The 14,659-nt window shown below is 66.4% G+C and carries 14 protein-coding genes and 1 tRNA gene; 11 read left to right on the top strand and 4 right to left on the bottom strand.

Annotation, left to right across the window (positions count from 1 at the left end; translation table 11 throughout):
• Positions 1 to 72: 72 nt before the first annotated feature.
• The 5 genes from recF to gyrA all read left to right on the top strand — a co-directional run bounded on the left by recF (position 73) and on the right by gyrA (position 8,295).
• The gene (gene recF, locus GVY39_RS09265; RefSeq protein ID WP_159922184.1) at positions 73 to 1,353 is read left to right on the top strand and encodes a DNA replication/repair protein RecF; all 1,281 of its coding nucleotides are present in this window, start codon (positions 73 to 75) and stop codon (positions 1,351 to 1,353) included.
• A gap of 354 nt (positions 1,354 to 1,707) precedes the next feature.
• Complete coding sequence (locus GVY39_RS09260) at positions 1,708 to 2,268, top strand: DUF721 family protein (RefSeq protein WP_159922186.1); 561 nt, start codon at positions 1,708 to 1,710, stop codon at positions 2,266 to 2,268.
• Between the two features lie 133 nt (positions 2,269 to 2,401).
• Positions 2,402 to 3,313: an alpha/beta fold hydrolase gene (locus GVY39_RS09255; protein WP_159922188.1), complete on the top strand. Its 912-nt coding sequence runs from the start codon at positions 2,402 to 2,404 to the stop codon at positions 3,311 to 3,313.
• A gap of 313 nt (positions 3,314 to 3,626) precedes the next feature.
• Positions 3,627 to 5,672 carry a DNA topoisomerase (ATP-hydrolyzing) subunit B gene (gyrB, locus tag GVY39_RS09250; RefSeq protein ID WP_159922190.1) on the top strand — a complete coding sequence of 682 codons (2,046 nt, stop codon included), beginning with the start codon at positions 3,627 to 3,629 and terminating at the stop codon, positions 5,670 to 5,672.
• Positions 5,673 to 5,781: 109 nt separating this feature from the next.
• Complete coding sequence (gene gyrA / locus GVY39_RS09245) at positions 5,782 to 8,295, top strand: DNA gyrase subunit A (RefSeq protein WP_159922192.1); 2,514 nt, start codon at positions 5,782 to 5,784, stop codon at positions 8,293 to 8,295.
• A 108-nt stretch (positions 8,296 to 8,403) separates the two neighbouring features.
• On the opposite strand, the gene GVY39_RS35225 is transcribed toward gyrA, so the two are convergent.
• Positions 8,404 to 8,685, bottom strand: coding sequence for a hypothetical protein (locus GVY39_RS35225; protein WP_159922194.1), 282 nt, complete (start codon positions 8,683 to 8,685; stop codon positions 8,404 to 8,406).
• A 21-nt stretch (positions 8,686 to 8,706) separates the two neighbouring features.
• On the opposite strand from GVY39_RS35225, the gene GVY39_RS09235 reads away from it, so the two are divergent.
• Both GVY39_RS09235 and GVY39_RS09230 read left to right on the top strand, forming a co-directional pair.
• Positions 8,707 to 9,615 (top strand): DUF3566 domain-containing protein, encoded by a 909-nt coding sequence (locus tag GVY39_RS09235; RefSeq protein ID WP_159922196.1) that lies wholly within the window; start codon positions 8,707 to 8,709, stop codon positions 9,613 to 9,615.
• A gap of 225 nt (positions 9,616 to 9,840) precedes the next feature.
• Positions 9,841 to 9,914 (top strand) — tRNA-Ile (locus GVY39_RS09230).
• 439 nt (positions 9,915 to 10,353) lie between these two features.
• Here the strand turns inward: GVY39_RS09230 and GVY39_RS09225 are convergent.
• The gene (locus tag GVY39_RS09225; RefSeq protein WP_159922198.1) at positions 10,354 to 11,046 is read right to left on the bottom strand and encodes a metalloregulator ArsR/SmtB family transcription factor; all 693 of its coding nucleotides are present in this window, start codon (positions 11,044 to 11,046) and stop codon (positions 10,354 to 10,356) included.
• Positions 11,047 to 11,172: 126 nt separating this feature from the next.
• Between GVY39_RS09225 and GVY39_RS09220 the strand changes: the two genes are divergently transcribed.
• The 3 genes from GVY39_RS09220 to folE are packed head-to-tail and all read left to right on the top strand — an operon-like array spanning position 11,173 to position 12,362.
• Complete coding sequence (locus tag GVY39_RS09220; RefSeq protein ID WP_159922200.1) at positions 11,173 to 11,364, top strand: hypothetical protein; 192 nt, start codon at positions 11,173 to 11,175, stop codon at positions 11,362 to 11,364.
• On the top strand, positions 11,346 to 11,762 hold the full coding sequence (locus GVY39_RS09215) for a hypothetical protein (RefSeq protein ID WP_159922202.1): 417 nt from the start codon (positions 11,346 to 11,348) through the stop codon (positions 11,760 to 11,762). The genes GVY39_RS09220 and GVY39_RS09215 overlap by 19 nt, the downstream gene beginning before the upstream one ends.
• Positions 11,763 to 11,816: 54 nt before the next feature.
• On the top strand, positions 11,817 to 12,362 hold the full coding sequence (folE, locus tag GVY39_RS09210; protein WP_223521677.1) for a GTP cyclohydrolase I FolE: 546 nt from the start codon (positions 11,817 to 11,819) through the stop codon (positions 12,360 to 12,362).
• Between the two features lie 71 nt (positions 12,363 to 12,433).
• On the opposite strand, the gene GVY39_RS09205 is transcribed toward folE, so the two are convergent.
• Positions 12,434 to 13,237, bottom strand: a complete 804-nt coding sequence (locus tag GVY39_RS09205; protein ID WP_159922206.1) for a MerR family transcriptional regulator — start codon at positions 13,235 to 13,237, stop codon at positions 12,434 to 12,436.
• Entirely contained in the window at positions 13,230 to 13,766 is a 537-nt protein-coding gene (locus tag GVY39_RS09200; protein ID WP_159922208.1) for a VOC family protein, read from the bottom strand. Before GVY39_RS09200 ends, GVY39_RS09205 begins: the two co-directional genes overlap by 8 nt.
• A gap of 228 nt (positions 13,767 to 13,994) precedes the next feature.
• On the opposite strand from GVY39_RS09200, the gene GVY39_RS09195 reads away from it, so the two are divergent.
• A complete protein-coding gene (locus tag GVY39_RS09195) occupies positions 13,995 to 14,639 on the top strand; it encodes a DUF4097 family beta strand repeat-containing protein (RefSeq protein ID WP_159922210.1) in 645 nt (214 codons plus the stop codon).
• The last annotated feature ends 20 nt before the right edge of the window (positions 14,640 to 14,659 follow it).

Raw genomic sequence — 14,659 nt, 5'->3', positions numbered from 1 at the left:
GTGACCGGCGCGGTCGCGATGTACCGATCGGCGGAAATGTCCGCTTCGGCCCAGGCAGGGGCGCGATAGCGGATGTTCGTCCGAGCTCTGTCGCTGCGTGACTTCCGCTCGTGGGAGCATGCGGAACTCGAATTATCCCCAGGTCGCACCGTCTTCTTGGGATCGAATGGCAACGGTAAGACAAACCTGCTGGAAGCGATCGGCTACCTGGCCACCCTCGGGTCACATCGTGTCGCCACGGAGGCGCCGCTGATCCGGACCGGTACCGCGCGGGCTCGGATCGGCGCCACGGTGGTCAACACCGGCCGCGAACTGCGCATCGACATCGAGCTGAATCAGGGCAGCGCCAATCGCGCACAGATCAACCGCTCGCCGGTCCGCCGGACCAGGGAAATACTGGGGATCCTGCAAACGGTGCTGTTCGCGCCCGAGGATCTCGCACTGGTCCGCGGTGATCCCGGAGAGCGCCGCCGGTTCATGGACGAGTTGTGCACAACCCGCCTGCCCAGACTGGCCGCCGTCCGCGGCGACTACGACCGGGTACTGCGCCAACGCTCGGCGCTGCTGAAAACCGCCGGTCGGCAAGCCAGGTCGAAGACGGATCTGAGCACCCTCGACGTGTGGGACGGACACCTCGCCGCACATGCCTCCGTTCTACTTGCCCAGCGGCTGCGCCTGGTGCACGATCTCGCGCCGTATCTCACCCATTCCTATGCTTCGATCGCTCCCGAGTCGCGGCCCGCCTCGATCGCCTATCGCAGCGCAGCGCTGCCCCCGGAGTTCCTGGATCCGGCCAGACCACCGGGCCCGGAGGACGCTGGGGAACTGGAGGCGATCCTGCTGCGCGAACTCGCCGCCGCCCGGCCGAGGGAACTCGACCGCGGGGTGTGCCTGGTCGGCCCGCATCGCGACGAATTGGACCTCCTGCTCGGGGATTCCCCCGCGAAGGGGTTCGCCAGTCACGGCGAGTCCTGGTCGTTCGCGCTGGCCCTGCGGTTGAGTGCGTTCGAACTGCTGCGCGCGACCGGCGCCGAACCGGTGCTGCTGCTCGATGACGTGTTCGCCGAGCTCGATCGTCGTCGCCGCGCTGCCCTGGCGGCCGTCGCCGCGGGCGCGGAGCAAGTGCTGATCACGGCGGCCGTACCGGAGGACGTGCCGGCCGAGCTGGCCGCCGTGCCGCTGCGAGTCGAAACCGCCGGCGCTCCCGAAGGCCGTGTGTCCCGGATACTCGCGCAAGACTCGCCTGGCAGCGGCGATCTCGGTGGCGAACAGCCGAACGACGAGGCCGCGTGGCCGACATCCGAAAGGCAAGATGATCCGGTCACCGGCTCGACCGAATCCTGGCCGCCGTAGCTATCCACAGGCGGAATGGACAGGCGATCCGCGCCTCCGCATCCGCCGCCCAGGTCCACTACAGTGACCACTCGTCGGGAACGACGAGTTCTCAACAGCTGAAACCGATTCCCCAACACCTGTGGAAAACTTGTCCGACCCTGGTGGGCGATGCCGCCGCACTCGATTCAGCAACTGTCAAGCAAGTAGCCGATCTAGTGGAGGAATTCGCCCTTCTGGGCGGCGAGAAGGTGGTCTCGTCAGCCATCTCGGCGCTTCGTGCAGAGATTTCTCGCCCCCGGCAACCTTCGGCGCAGGCTGGGGACAACTTGATCGAAGCTGGGGACAAGGTACTGCCGCGAAGGGAGAGGGGCGATGAGCGATCAGCCCGTGGAGTCCGAATCCGCAGGTTCGGAACCCGAATTGCGCGGAATCGACCTGGCGCGGCGTGCCCTGGAGGAAGCGCGCGCCGCGGCACGGGCGAGTGGTAAAGCTGTCGGTCAGGGTCGTTCCTCACCCCAGCGTAGGTTGCGGCCCGGCGTGCGCAGGCGCACCGGATGGTCGGGCGCGGGCCCGGACGACCGCGATCCACAGCCGTTGTCCAAGCTGGCCGGCTCCATCGCCAAGAACCGTGGATGGTCGAACAAGGTGGCCGAGGGCATGGTCTTCGGTCGCTGGTCGAAGGTGGTCGGTGAGGACATCGCCGCGCACGCCACACCCGTCACCTTGAAGGAGGGCGTCCTGAGCATCTCCGCCGAGTCGACCGCGTGGGCGACCCAGCTGCGGATGCTGCAGGGCCAGATCCTCGCGAAGATCAACGCCGCGGTCGGACAGGGCGTGGTGACGTCTCTGAAGATCTCGGGGCCCGCCGCGCCGAGCTGGCGCAAGGGCGAGCGGCATATCAGAGGCCGAGGACCGCGCGACACCTACGGATGACCTATCCGAGAAGTATCTGATACCTGGTGTTACGTTTATCCGAAATCGGCGTTTCACGTGGAACGTTTCGGCACGACGTCGCGCCTCCGGGCTCGCGCCTCCGGTGCCGAATCGTCCGGGCGGAAGGGTTTCCATGGCGATCACCACATCGGTCGGACCATTTTCGGCTGCCGCGACCCGGTCGGTTCGCCGGGGCGACGTCGAACTCGCGGTCTACGAGTGCGGCAATCCCGAGGGTGTGCCGGTGCTGCTCATCCATGGTTGGCCCGACACTCATCTGTTGTGGAGCCGGGTCGCGGCCCTGCTCGGCGGTCGGCACCGCGTGATCGCCTTCGACAACCGGGGTGTAGGTGACAGTTCGGCGCCGACAGCGGTCGAGGCGTATCGGATCGAAGAGCTCGCGGCGGATGTTCGTGCGGTCATCGACGCGGTCGCGCCGGGCGAGCGAGTGCACGTACTCGGACACGACTGGGGCTCGGTGATCGGATGGGAGGCGGCCGCCGCCGCTGACGCCGCTTCCGTGATCGCGTCGTTCACCTCGGTCTCCGGGCCGAATCTAAACTTCCTCGGCGCTTATCTGCGTGGCCCGCTCACCCCGGCGCGGCTGCGTGGCGCTCTCGCCCAAGCCGCTGCCTCTGCATACACCGTTGCGTTCCAGATCCCGAGAGTGCCGGATCCGGTGCTGCGGCTGCTGTCCGGCCGCTGGCCGCGCTTCCTCGCATTCTTCGACGGCCTGGATCCCGCGCTGGTGGAGACGGCGCCGACGCTGCGCACCGATATGATCAACAGCCTGAAGCTCTACCGCGCGAATATACGGCCCCACCTGCGTCATCCGCGGCCGCGTCCGATCGAAGTGCCCGTCCAGCTGATCGTCGCCACCGGTGACCGTGCCGTGCGGCCGGTGGCGAACGCCGAAGCCGACCGGTGGGTACGACGTTTGACCCGGGTCGAGATTCCGGCGCGGCACTGGTCGCCGATCTCGCATCCGGCGGAGTTGGCGCGCCACACCGCCGCCTTCATCGATCGGATCGACGCCGCGCGCTGATCCGCGACGGCCGCCGACAGGGGACCCCGCCAACGCATCTCTCAGCCCAATTCTGATGGATCAAAACCGCCGGAAGGCGGAACCGAGTCGCCGGAATCCGATTTCTCGCATCCACGGCGCTGTGAGGGGTGTCGGAGGTGGGTTGTAAGTTGGGTGTACCAGTAGGATGGTGACGTAACTAGCGGCGATACCTTCGGCGCGTTCCGCACAGTCCGCGCGTGGACCCTATCTCTCGAGCAGACATGATCAGGGCTCACGTGCGCTGTCCGATCGCTCTATGCCGGGATCAGCAAGTAAGGAGAGCTACCGACCAGTGGCTGCCAAAGACTCCAACGCATCGGGTTCGACCAGAGCGACCGGGAAGCAGGACTACGGTGCCTCCTCCATTACGGTTCTCGAGGGGCTCGAGGCGGTCCGCAAGCGTCCGGGCATGTACATCGGCTCCACCGGCGAGCGTGGTCTGCACCACCTGATCTGGGAGGTCGTCGACAACTCCGTCGATGAGGCGATGGCCGGGTACGCGACGAAGGTCGAGGTCACCCTGCTGGCCGACGGCGGCGTCGAAGTGGTCGACGACGGTCGTGGCATCCCCGTGGCGATGCACGCCCAGGGTGTCCCGACCATCGAGGTCGTCATGACCCAACTGCACGCGGGTGGCAAGTTCGACTCGGATTCCTACGCGGTATCCGGTGGTCTGCACGGCGTCGGTATCTCCGTGGTCAACGCGCTGTCGACCCGCTTGGAAGCGGAGATCGACCGGGACGGGTACCACTGGAGCCAGACCTACAAGGACGCCATCCCCGGCAAGCTGACCCAGGGTGAGCCGACCAAGCAGACCGGCACGACCATCCGTTTCTGGGCGGATCCCGAGATCTTCGAGACCACGACCTTCAACTTCGAGACGGTGGCCCGCAGGCTGCAGGAGATGGCGTTCCTGAACAAGGGGCTGACCATCAAGCTCACCGACGAACGCGTCAGTGACTCCGAGGTCATCGACGAGGTGGTCAGCGAAACCGCCGATGCGCCCAAGCACGCCGCGGAGAGCGGTGCGCCCGTCGAGCACAAGGTGAAGACCAGGACCTACCACTACCCGGGTGGTCTGGAGGACTTCGTCCGTCACATCAATCGGACCAAGCAGCCGATCCACAATTCGGTCGTCGGGTTCACCGGTAAAGGCACCGGCCACGAACTCGAGGTGGCGATGCAGTGGAACTCCGGTTACTCGGAGTCGGTGCACACCTTCGCCAACACCATCAACACCCATGAGGGCGGCACGCACGAAGAGGGTTTCCGCGCGGCGTTGACCACGGTGGTCAACAAGTACGCCAAGGACAAGAAGCTCATCAAGGAGAAGGACGGCAACCTCACCGGTGACGACATCCGTGAGGGCTTGGCCGCCATCGTGAGCGTCAAGGTCGGCGAGCCGCAGTTCGAGGGCCAGACCAAGACCAAGCTCGGCAACACCGAGGTGAAGTCGTTCGTGCAGCGCACCTGCAACGAGCACCTCACCCACTGGTTCGAGGCCAACCCGGCCGACGCGAAGACCATCGTGAACAAGGCGGTCTCCTCGGCGCAGGCCCGCGTCGCCGCGCGGAAGGCTCGCGAACTGGTGCGGCGCAAGTCCGCGACCGACCTGGGCGGTCTGCCCGGCAAGCTGGCCGACTGCCGGTCCAAGGACCCGAGCAAGTCCGAGATCTACATCGTCGAGGGTGACTCCGCCGGCGGCTCGGCGAAGTCCGGTCGTGACTCGATGTACCAGGCGATCCTGCCGATCCGCGGCAAGATCATCAACGTCGAGAAGGCGCGGATCGACAAGGTCCTCAAGAACAACGAGGTCCAGTCGATCATCACCGCCTTCGGCACCGGTATCCACGACGAGTTCGACATCAGCAAGCTGCGGTATCACAAGATCGTGCTGATGGCCGACGCCGACGTCGACGGTCAGCACATCTCGACGCTGCTGCTCACGCTGCTGTTCCGGTTCATGCGCCCGCTGGTCGAACACGGTCACGTCTACCTGGCGCAGCCGCCGCTGTACAAGCTGAAGTGGCAGCGCACCGAGCCGGAGTTCGCCTACTCCGACCGCGAGCGCGACGGTCTGCTGGAAGCCGGGCTCGCGGCGGGCAAGAAGATCAACAAGGACGACGGTGTGCAGCGCTACAAGGGTCTCGGCGAGATGAACCCGAAGGAGCTGTGGGAGACCACCATGGATCCGGCGGTGCGGCTGTTGCGTCAAGTGACGTTGGACGACGCGGCCGCGGCCGACGAACTGTTCAGCGTCCTGATGGGCGAGGACGTCGAGGCGCGGCGCAGCTTCATCACCCGCAACGCCAAGGATGTCCGCTTCCTCGATCTGTGAGCCCGTGCACGTCTCGTGACGCGCGAACCCACGATCCCGCACTACACCATCTTGCGGCGCTCATGACGCCCGGCGGACGCCCGAGCAGCCGCAAGACACAGGAGACCTCATGACCGACACCACCCTGCCCCCGACCGGCGGCGAGCGCATCGAGCCGGTCGATATCCAGCAGGAGATGCAGAACAGCTACATCGATTACGCGATGAGCGTGATCGTCGGCCGCGCGCTGCCCGATGTGCGCGACGGCCTGAAGCCGGTGCACCGGCGCATCCTCTACGCGATGCACGACAACGGGTACCGGCCCGACCGCGGTTACGTGAAGTCCGCGCGCCCGGTGGCCGAGACCATGGGTAACTACCACCCGCACGGCGACGTACCGATCTACGACACCCTGGTGCGCATGGCGCAGCCGTGGTCGCTGCGTTACCCGCTGGTGGATCCGCAAGGAAACTTCGGTTCTCGTGGCAACGACGGCCCGGCGGCCATGCGGTACACCGAGTGCAGGCTCACGCCCATCGCGATGGAGATGTTGCGCGAGATCGACCACGAGACGGTCGATTTCGTGCCGAACTACGACGGCCGCTCGCAGGAACCGGTGGTTCTGCCGTCCCGGGTGCCCAACCTCCTGATCAACGGCTCGGGCGGTATCGCGGTCGGCATGGCGACCAACATTCCGCCGCACAACCTCAGGGAAGTCGCCGAGGCGATCTACTGGGCGCTGGAGCATTACGACGCCGACGAGGAAGCCACGCTGGCCGCGTGTATGGAGCGGGTCAAGGGCCCCGACTTCCCGACCGACGGCTTGATCGTGGGCAGCCAGGGCATCCACGACGCCTACTCCACCGGCCGCGGCTCGATCCGCATGCGCGGCGTGGTCGAGATCGAGGAGGACAACAAGGGCCGCACCACGATCGTGATCACCGAGCTGCCCTACCAGGTCAACCCGGACAACCTCATCTCCTCGATCGCCGAGCAGGTGCGCGACGGCAAGATCGCGGGCATCTCCGACATCCACGACGAGTCCTCCGACCGCGCCGGTCTGCGCATCGTGGTCACCGTCAAGCGCGATGCCGTGGCCAAGGTGGTGCTGAACAACCTCTACAAGCACACCCAGCTGCAGACCAGCTTCGGTGCGAACATGCTGTCCATCGTCGACGGGGTGCCGCGCACCCTGCGGCTGGACCAGATGATCCGGCACTACGTCAACCACCAGCTCGACGTGATCGTGCGGCGCACCCGCTACTTGCTGCGCAAGGCCGAGGAACGGGCCCACATCCTGCGCGGCCTGGTCAAGGCGCTGGACGCGTTGGACGAGGTCATCGCGCTGATCCGCCGTTCGGCCGACACCGAGACCGCGCGCACCGGCCTCATGCGGTTGCTGGACATCGACGAGATCCAGGCGACCGCGATCCTCGACATGCAGCTGCGGCGCCTTTCGGCGTTGGAGCGGCAGAAGATCGTCGACGAGCTCGCCAAGATCGAGCTCGAGATCGCCGACCTCAAGGACATTCTGGACAAGCCGGAGCGCCAGCGCGCGATCGTCCGCGACGAGCTGCGGGAGATCGTCGACAAGTACGGCGACGATCGGCGCACGAAGATCATCGCGGCGGACGGCGACGTGGCCGACGAGGATCTGATCGCGCGCGAGGACGTGGTCGTCACGATCACCGAGACCGGCTACGCCAAGCGCACCAAGACCGATCTCTACCGCAGCCAGAAGCGCGGCGGCAAGGGCGTACAGGGCGCCGGCCTCAAGCAGGACGACATCGTCAAGCACTTCTTCGTCTCCTCGACGCACGACTGGCTGCTGTTCTTCACGAACAAGGGACGGGTCTACCGTGCCAAGGCCTACGAGCTGCCCGAGGCCAACCGCACCGCCCGCGGCCAGCACGTGGCGAACCTGCTGGCCTTCCAGCCGGACGAGAAGATCGCCCAGATCATCCAGATCAAGTCCTACAACGACGCGCCGTATCTGGTGCTCGCCACCAAGAACGGCCTGGTGAAGAAGTCGAAGCTGACCGATTTCGACTCCAACCGCAGCGGCGGCATCGTCGCGGTGAACCTGCGCGACGAGGACGAATTGGTCGGCGCCGTGCTCTGCTCGGCCGAAGAGGACCTGCTCCTGGTTTCCGCGCTGGGCCAGTCGATCCGCTTCTCGGCCACCGACGAAGCGCTGCGTCCGATGGGGCGCGCCACCTCCGGCGTGCAGGGCATGCGGTTCAACGACAGCGATGAACTGTTGTCGCTCAATGTGGTTCGAGACGGCACATATCTGCTGGTCGCCACGTCCGGCGGTTACGCCAAGCGGACCGCCATCGAGGAATACACTCCGCAGGGCCGCGGTGGTAAAGGCGTATTGACCATCCAGTTCGACGCGAAACGTGGCACCCTGGTCGGGGCGCTCATCGTCGACGACGAAGATGAGTTGTACGCGATCACCTCCGGTGGCGGCGTCATCCGGACGGCGGCCAAGCAGGTTCGTAAGGCTGGACGACAGACCAAGGGCGTGCGATTGATGAACCTCGCGGAGGGCGATACCTTGCTTGCGATCGCGCGCAATGCCGATGAGCCCGATCCCGATCAAATCGTCGGCGGCGGCGACACCGGCTCCTCCGAGAAGTAACCCAACAGCGGCGGCAACGAACGGATCTAAGGATTCCCATTGACCACTCCGAATCAGCCGAATGACGAGCGGCACCAGACGAACGGTGTGACCGAGCGGATCGCACCGTCACCGATCCCGCCGCGGCCGATCCCACGGCCGGTCGCCTCGGCCGAGAACGGTCAGCCCGGCGGCGGCCCGCAAAGCGGCGGTCAGCCTGGCGGGCACCCTGGCGCCGGGCAGCCCGGCGGCCATCCGGGCGGCCCGCAGCCGGGTGGGCTCCAGGGCCAGCCGAATGGGCCGCAGTCCGGCGGGCACCCGAACGGGCCGCAGTCCGGCGGGCACCCGGGTGGGCCGCAGCCCGGCGGGCACCCGGGTGGGCAGCCGGCCAACCAGCCCGGTGGCAACCAACCGAACACCCAGCCGCCCGAGATGCGTGATCAGCAGGGCGATTTCGCGCCGCAGCAAGGTGCGCCGGACCAGGGGCCCGGTGGTGACGGCCAGGACCGTTTCGACCAGAAGACGGCGCGGATCAACAATCAAGCCCCGCAGTCCGCGCCCGAGAGCGAGGACAAGCAACCGGTCGGTGCCGCGAACGGCGGGCAGCAGTCGCCGTACCAGGACGGGTGGTCGCAGCTGCCGCAGCGGGAGCCGCAGTCCAACCTGTACCGCCCTGGTCAGGCGCCGGTAACCGGACGCCCGAACTCGGCGGGCGGCGGATCGGTCGGTCTCGGTGGCGGGGCGTCCAACGCCCGCACCACCGCCGACCTGGCGGCCAAGGCGGCACGCAAGGAAGCGGCGATGGTGAAGTCCGTCGGCATCGACGGGCCCACCCGCAGTATCGCGCGGCCGGAGCTGATCAAGGACATGCCCGACCTGTCCGAGATCCGGCATCCACTGCCGCCGAGCGAAGCCCCCGGTCCGCAGTCCGGGCCGGTTTCGCCCGCGGTTCCGGTCGCGGTCGCCGCCGTCGCCTCCGGCGAGCCCCTGCGGGCCACGGTGCAGATCCGCCGCATCGATCCCTGGTCGACACTGAAGATCTCGCTGGTCATCAGCGTGGCGATGTTCTTCGTATGGATGCTGGCGGTCGGCCTGCTGTACATCGTGCTCGAGGGCATGGGCGTATGGGAGCGCCTGAACAACACGTTCACCGACATGGTGTCCCAGGACAGCGGCTCGGTGGGGCTGATCGACGCGGGCACGGTCTTCGGCTACGCGGGCGTGATCGGCCTGATCAACGTTGTGCTGTTCACCGCGCTCGGCACTGTCGGCACCTTCATCTACAACCAGTGCTGCGATCTCGTCGGCGGCATCCAGGTCACCTTGGCCGACCCCGACTGATCACAGATCGTTCTGGACGGCCGGTACCCGCTCTCACGGCGCGGGTACCGGCCGTTTCCGTTGGTGCTGTCCAGTGCGGCCGACGCTGCCGCCGGGCGCGCCTCGACCGACGCTGCCCCCACTGCCGCGAGCGACGGGCAGTAGGGCCTCTACCAGCCGTTTTGGTTGAGTGAAGAGGTGTTGTGTAGTCTCTACACGTTGTTGTTCACGCGACGACATCGGTACGGGCCTATAGCTCAGGCGGTTAGAGCGCTTCGCTGATAACGAAGAGGTCGGAGGTTCAAGTCCTCCTAGGCCCACCCATAGAACGCCAAGTCAAGACCGTGTTTCGCCGCGGTAGGCATCGATTTCATGTCACCCTGTTGCCGATAGACGGTTCTCGATCCGCATTCCGAAGTGTTTCCGACTGAGGGAACACCTTCACATGCTCGCCCCCGCCCCCAGGCACCGCACCGACGGCTCCATCGCCTGGCAGGTTCAGTTCCAGTCATACGACAGCGACCGCGTCCGTCACCGCGCCGTGGCGCCGGAGGCTTCCGCCTGACCGACCGGCTGACCCGCCCCACCGGACAGCTGTGGGGCGGCTTCGATCCCGTTCGACGCAAGTAGTACGCCCACATCGGCAACGACATCGAGCCGTTCTTCGGCGACATACCGTCAACGCCGCCACGCTCCGATGTGCCCCCGCGGTCGGCGGAAAGCGGCGCGGCATCGGTCGAACTGCGGATCGGCGGTGGTTCAGGTTGTCGCGCGCACTTCGACACAGCATTCGCCCTCCCGTGGTGCGAGTACCGCGTGCACGCTGTCGGTGCCGAGACCGGTCAGTATGCCGGAGCAGAAGGCATGGTTCAGACCGCACACCAACTCGGGGGCGGTCGTCGCCAGCGGGTGAAAAGGGCAGTTGCGCAGTCGCACGCAGGTCGGCGCTTCGCGGCTGGGTTCGAAGCCGTGTTCGGCGAGCATGCCCTGCATCAGGGTCAGAGCGCGCTCGACCCCCAGTCGGCCGGGCCTGGTTCGTTCCCGCTCGGCGCCGCCGAGTTCCTCGCCGCGTCGCTGCGCTACCCGCATCGCCGCCTCGCGCGCTGTTTCCTCGTCGCGCTCGCTCAGCACGGCACCCATCAGGATTTCGGCAAGCACCTCGTAGCGGCGATCGGGAATGCTCACCCGGACATCGGCGTCGGTGGGCTCGTAGACCTTCGGGGTTCGCCCGACGCGGCGAACGCCCCCAGGTGCCTCGTACCGAGCGCGCAGCAGTCCGGCGTCGACCAGCTTGTCCAGATGGAACGCGGCCAGTTTGCGGGAGATCCCGACCTCGGCCGCGGCTTCGTCCCGGGTGACGGGCCGACGGGCTCGCCGGATGAACCAGTACATCCCGCGCCGCGAGTCGTCATCGAGAACCGCGACGGCGCCGATCGCCGCTTCGTTGGTCACTAGACCATGATAACGGATATCAGAGTAGGCGAAAATGCCAGTCCCTGCCCAGAATGAGTGATGGGTTGACTGACGTAGTAATTTCGCCAATAATTTTTGGTATTATTGGACCGGTGTGGAGGTGCGATGAGCGGCGAACCGCAACAGGGCAAGCAGCCGGTGAGCCCGGCGCTGGCAGTCTGCGGCTATCTCGGCGGAAAACTCGCCTACCGCTACGGCGTCCGCGTGGCCGACGAAACCACCCAGGCCGCCGGATTTCGGCACTGCACCATTCGATCCGAACTTCCGAGGAGCAGATCATGGGCATCGCGGCATTGATCACCTGGTTGTCGACAGCCGCCGGTGGGTTCGTCCTGCTGGGCACGTGGATCACCAAGGGCGGAACACGGCAATCGGCTACCACCCATTTGCCACCGCCAGTCGTGTTCGGTCATTTCCTGCTCGCCGTCGCCGGGCTCGTCGTCTGGATCGCGTATCTGGTCGCCGACACCGACGCGCTGGCCTGGACCGCGTTCGCACTGCTGGTGCCGGTCGCCTTGCTCGGTTTCACCATGCTGGCACGGTGGCTTCCGGTCTACCGCGACCGTGCCACTCCAGCGCAGGATTCTCCGGCCGAACGGCATTTCCCCGTCGCGATCGTCGGTGGGCACGGTGTGTTCGCTGTCGCCACCGTCGTGCTGGTGCTGTTGACCGCTCTCGGCGTCGGTGGGAGCTAGCCCGTGTCACGCCCCGCGCTACGCGTTGTCCATGAACCGGTCCACACCATCGACATGCCTGCCGCCGAACGTGCCGCCGGTGAGTTCCTCACCGCGCTCGGTATCGGACTCGACGACGAACATCTGCGTGCCACTCCCGGGCGGATGGCCCGCGCCTACGCCGAACTGTTCACCCCACGGCCGTTCGACCTGACAACCTTCCCCAACGAAGAGGGCTATGACGAACTCGTCCTCGCCCGCCGCATCCCGTTGCGCTCGGTATGTGAACACCACCTGCTGCCGTTCGTCGGGGTCGCCCACGTCGGTTATCTGCCCGGCGACCGCATCCTCGGACTATCTAAACTCGCCCGCATCGTCGAGCACTTCTCCCACCGCCCCCAAGTCCAGGAACGACTCACCAAACAGATCGCAGACTGGCTCGCCGAACACCTGCAACCACAAGGCGTCGGCGTCGTCATCGAAGCCGAACACACCTGCATGACCCTGCGCGGCGTCCAAGCCACCGGCGCCACCACCGTTACCTCGACCTTGCTGGGCACCCTGCGTGAAGACGCCCGCTCCCGCCAAGAATTCCTCTCCCTCACCGGAATCACACCCTGATGCCCACCCCCCACATGGCCGCGAGCACCAGATCACGGGCATGTCGGGGTGCGGGCTTCCGGACCCGCGCTCTACTGCCAGCTCGCGGTGTCGGGGTCGATGCCGTGGGCGCGGGCGCTGGCGTCGACGATTCGACGTAACCACGTGGCAAGGCCGGCGCGGATGCCGTCGTAATGGGCAGCGAACCCCGGATCGGCTTCGAACATGCGGCCGAGACAGACCTGCATCTGCCTGGTGAGGGGAAAGTACGAAGCGAAAACTTCGCGGTGCCACTCGACGAGTCGATTCGCTTCTTGGCTACCAGGTGTGACGCCGGCGTCCATCGCATCCCCGAGTGCGCGTTCGAGGCCGGCGACGGCGTCGGCGATGGCCTGCCATTCCTCCGGACCGCGAGAGGCTGAGCGTTCGGCGTACTGCTGCCATTGCGTCGTGTCTCCGTAGCGCTGACGGGCTTGGGCGGGCCAGTCCGGGTTCCACTGGGGGCCGAAGATCGCGGCCTGCTGCTCGACGGTGAGCAGCAGGCCGCGCTCGTGGGCATCGATCATCCGATCCAGCCCGGCGCTGAGCTGCTGGAGGCGGTCGATCCGTGCCGCGACCTGGGTGCGCTGCGCGCGCAATGCGCCGGGCACGTCTGCGGTCGAGTCGTCCAAGATGGCCTGAATCCTGTCCAGGCCGAGACCGATCTCGCGGTAGACGACGATGCGGTGTAGGCGTTCCAGATCACCAGCGGTGTAGAGCCGGTATCCGGCGGCCGTGCGCAGCGACGGTCGCGCCAGACCGATCTCATCCCAGTGGTGCAGCGCGCGGACTGTCACGCCCAGACGCGTCGAGACCTGACCGACGGTCAGGCCATCGGCGTCAATGGCATCAGGCATGCTCCGCATTGTCGCCGCGACCGACGCCCGGTGGGGTGATCCCGACGGCTTCAAGGTCGCGTGCCTCCTGACTTGCCGGATCGAAGGGCTTGGCCGCGGTGAGAACGATCCGTGCGTTTTCGGGGGTGATCACCGCCACATCGCGGGTGTTCCAGGAAGTATCCCGTGGGCCATCGACCGAGTTCGGGCGCAAGGCACGACAAGCCTCGACAAGGGAATCGACCTGGTCGAGCACGCACGCGAAACTGAAGCTGATCTCTGGTGTCTGCTCCGGAACGCTCGCCGCCGCGATGAGCAGTACGTCTTGAAACGCCCACCGGCGCAAATGGACGAGCCTGCCGGGAATGCTGAACAGTTCGATGAACCCGAGCCCACGAATCCAGAAGTCCACCGACTCCGCCAAATCGCTCGTGGGGATCGTCACGAACGCGGGCATTCCATAGATGCCACGGAACGGCTCCGGCGCCACCGCATCCGGGCCGGGAGCGGGCACGGGACTCATCTCGAACGCGTTGTAGTAGTCACTCATGCACCCACCCTGGAGCCTCACGCAGCGTGAGGGTCAACCCCGATTTTCGAATCGCACTGGGACCAGACCGAACTCCGTGTCAGATGGCATGTCAGGTCGGCGTCAGGCCGGTGTCAGCCGGGCTGGCGACAGTATTCATGTGAGCAGCACAGCAAGCGCAGCTCACCGGCTGGGTCCGCTGACCCGCCGTCCGGTTCACAAGCCAACTCGCGCTGAAGGAGTACAGCCATGCCCGCATTCGAGACACCGGAACCGATCGCCGTCACCGTCGAGGTGCTGTCCGGCAACGTCACGGTCATCGCCTCGGACCGTACCGACACCGTCGTCGAGGTCAGGCCGGCCGATGCGTCCAAGACCGGTGACGTGCGTGCCGCCGAGCAGACAGAGGTCGATTTCGCCGCAGGCACACTGACGGTCAAGACGCCGAAAGGATGGCGCACGTACACCCCCTTCGGTGGCAACCCGTCGGTCGAGGTGACCATCGAGGTGCCCACCGGCTCCCGGCTGAAGGGCACCGCCGCTGTGGGCCGATTGCTGGGTAGCGGTGAACTCGGCCAGTGCGACCTGGAGATCTCCGCAGGCGACATCATCATCGAGCGCCCACACGGTTCGGTGACCGCGAAAACCGCGAAAGGCGACATCCGCATCGGCGAAGCCTCGCGCGGCGTGCTCCGGCTGGAGACATCGATGGGCGAGCTGGAAGTAGGTATCCGCCCGGGCAGTGCGGCACATCTGGAGGTCAACGCCCAGTACGGCACCGTGCAGAACCAGATGCAACCGGTCGGCCGGCCGCAGGACAACGAGGAAACCGTGCAGGTGTACGCACGCAACTCCTACGGCAACATCGTCATCCGGCACGCCACCGCCGCCTAGCGCAGCCAGCTCCCATCGAC

It is taken from the genome of Nocardia sp. CY15 (genome assembly GCF_009829295.1).
Classification (GTDB): Bacteria; Actinomycetota; Actinomycetes; order Mycobacteriales; family Mycobacteriaceae; genus Nocardia; species Nocardia sputi.
The sequence above is the reverse complement of the archived record's forward strand: the minus strand, read 5'-3'. Positions and strand labels throughout refer to the sequence as shown.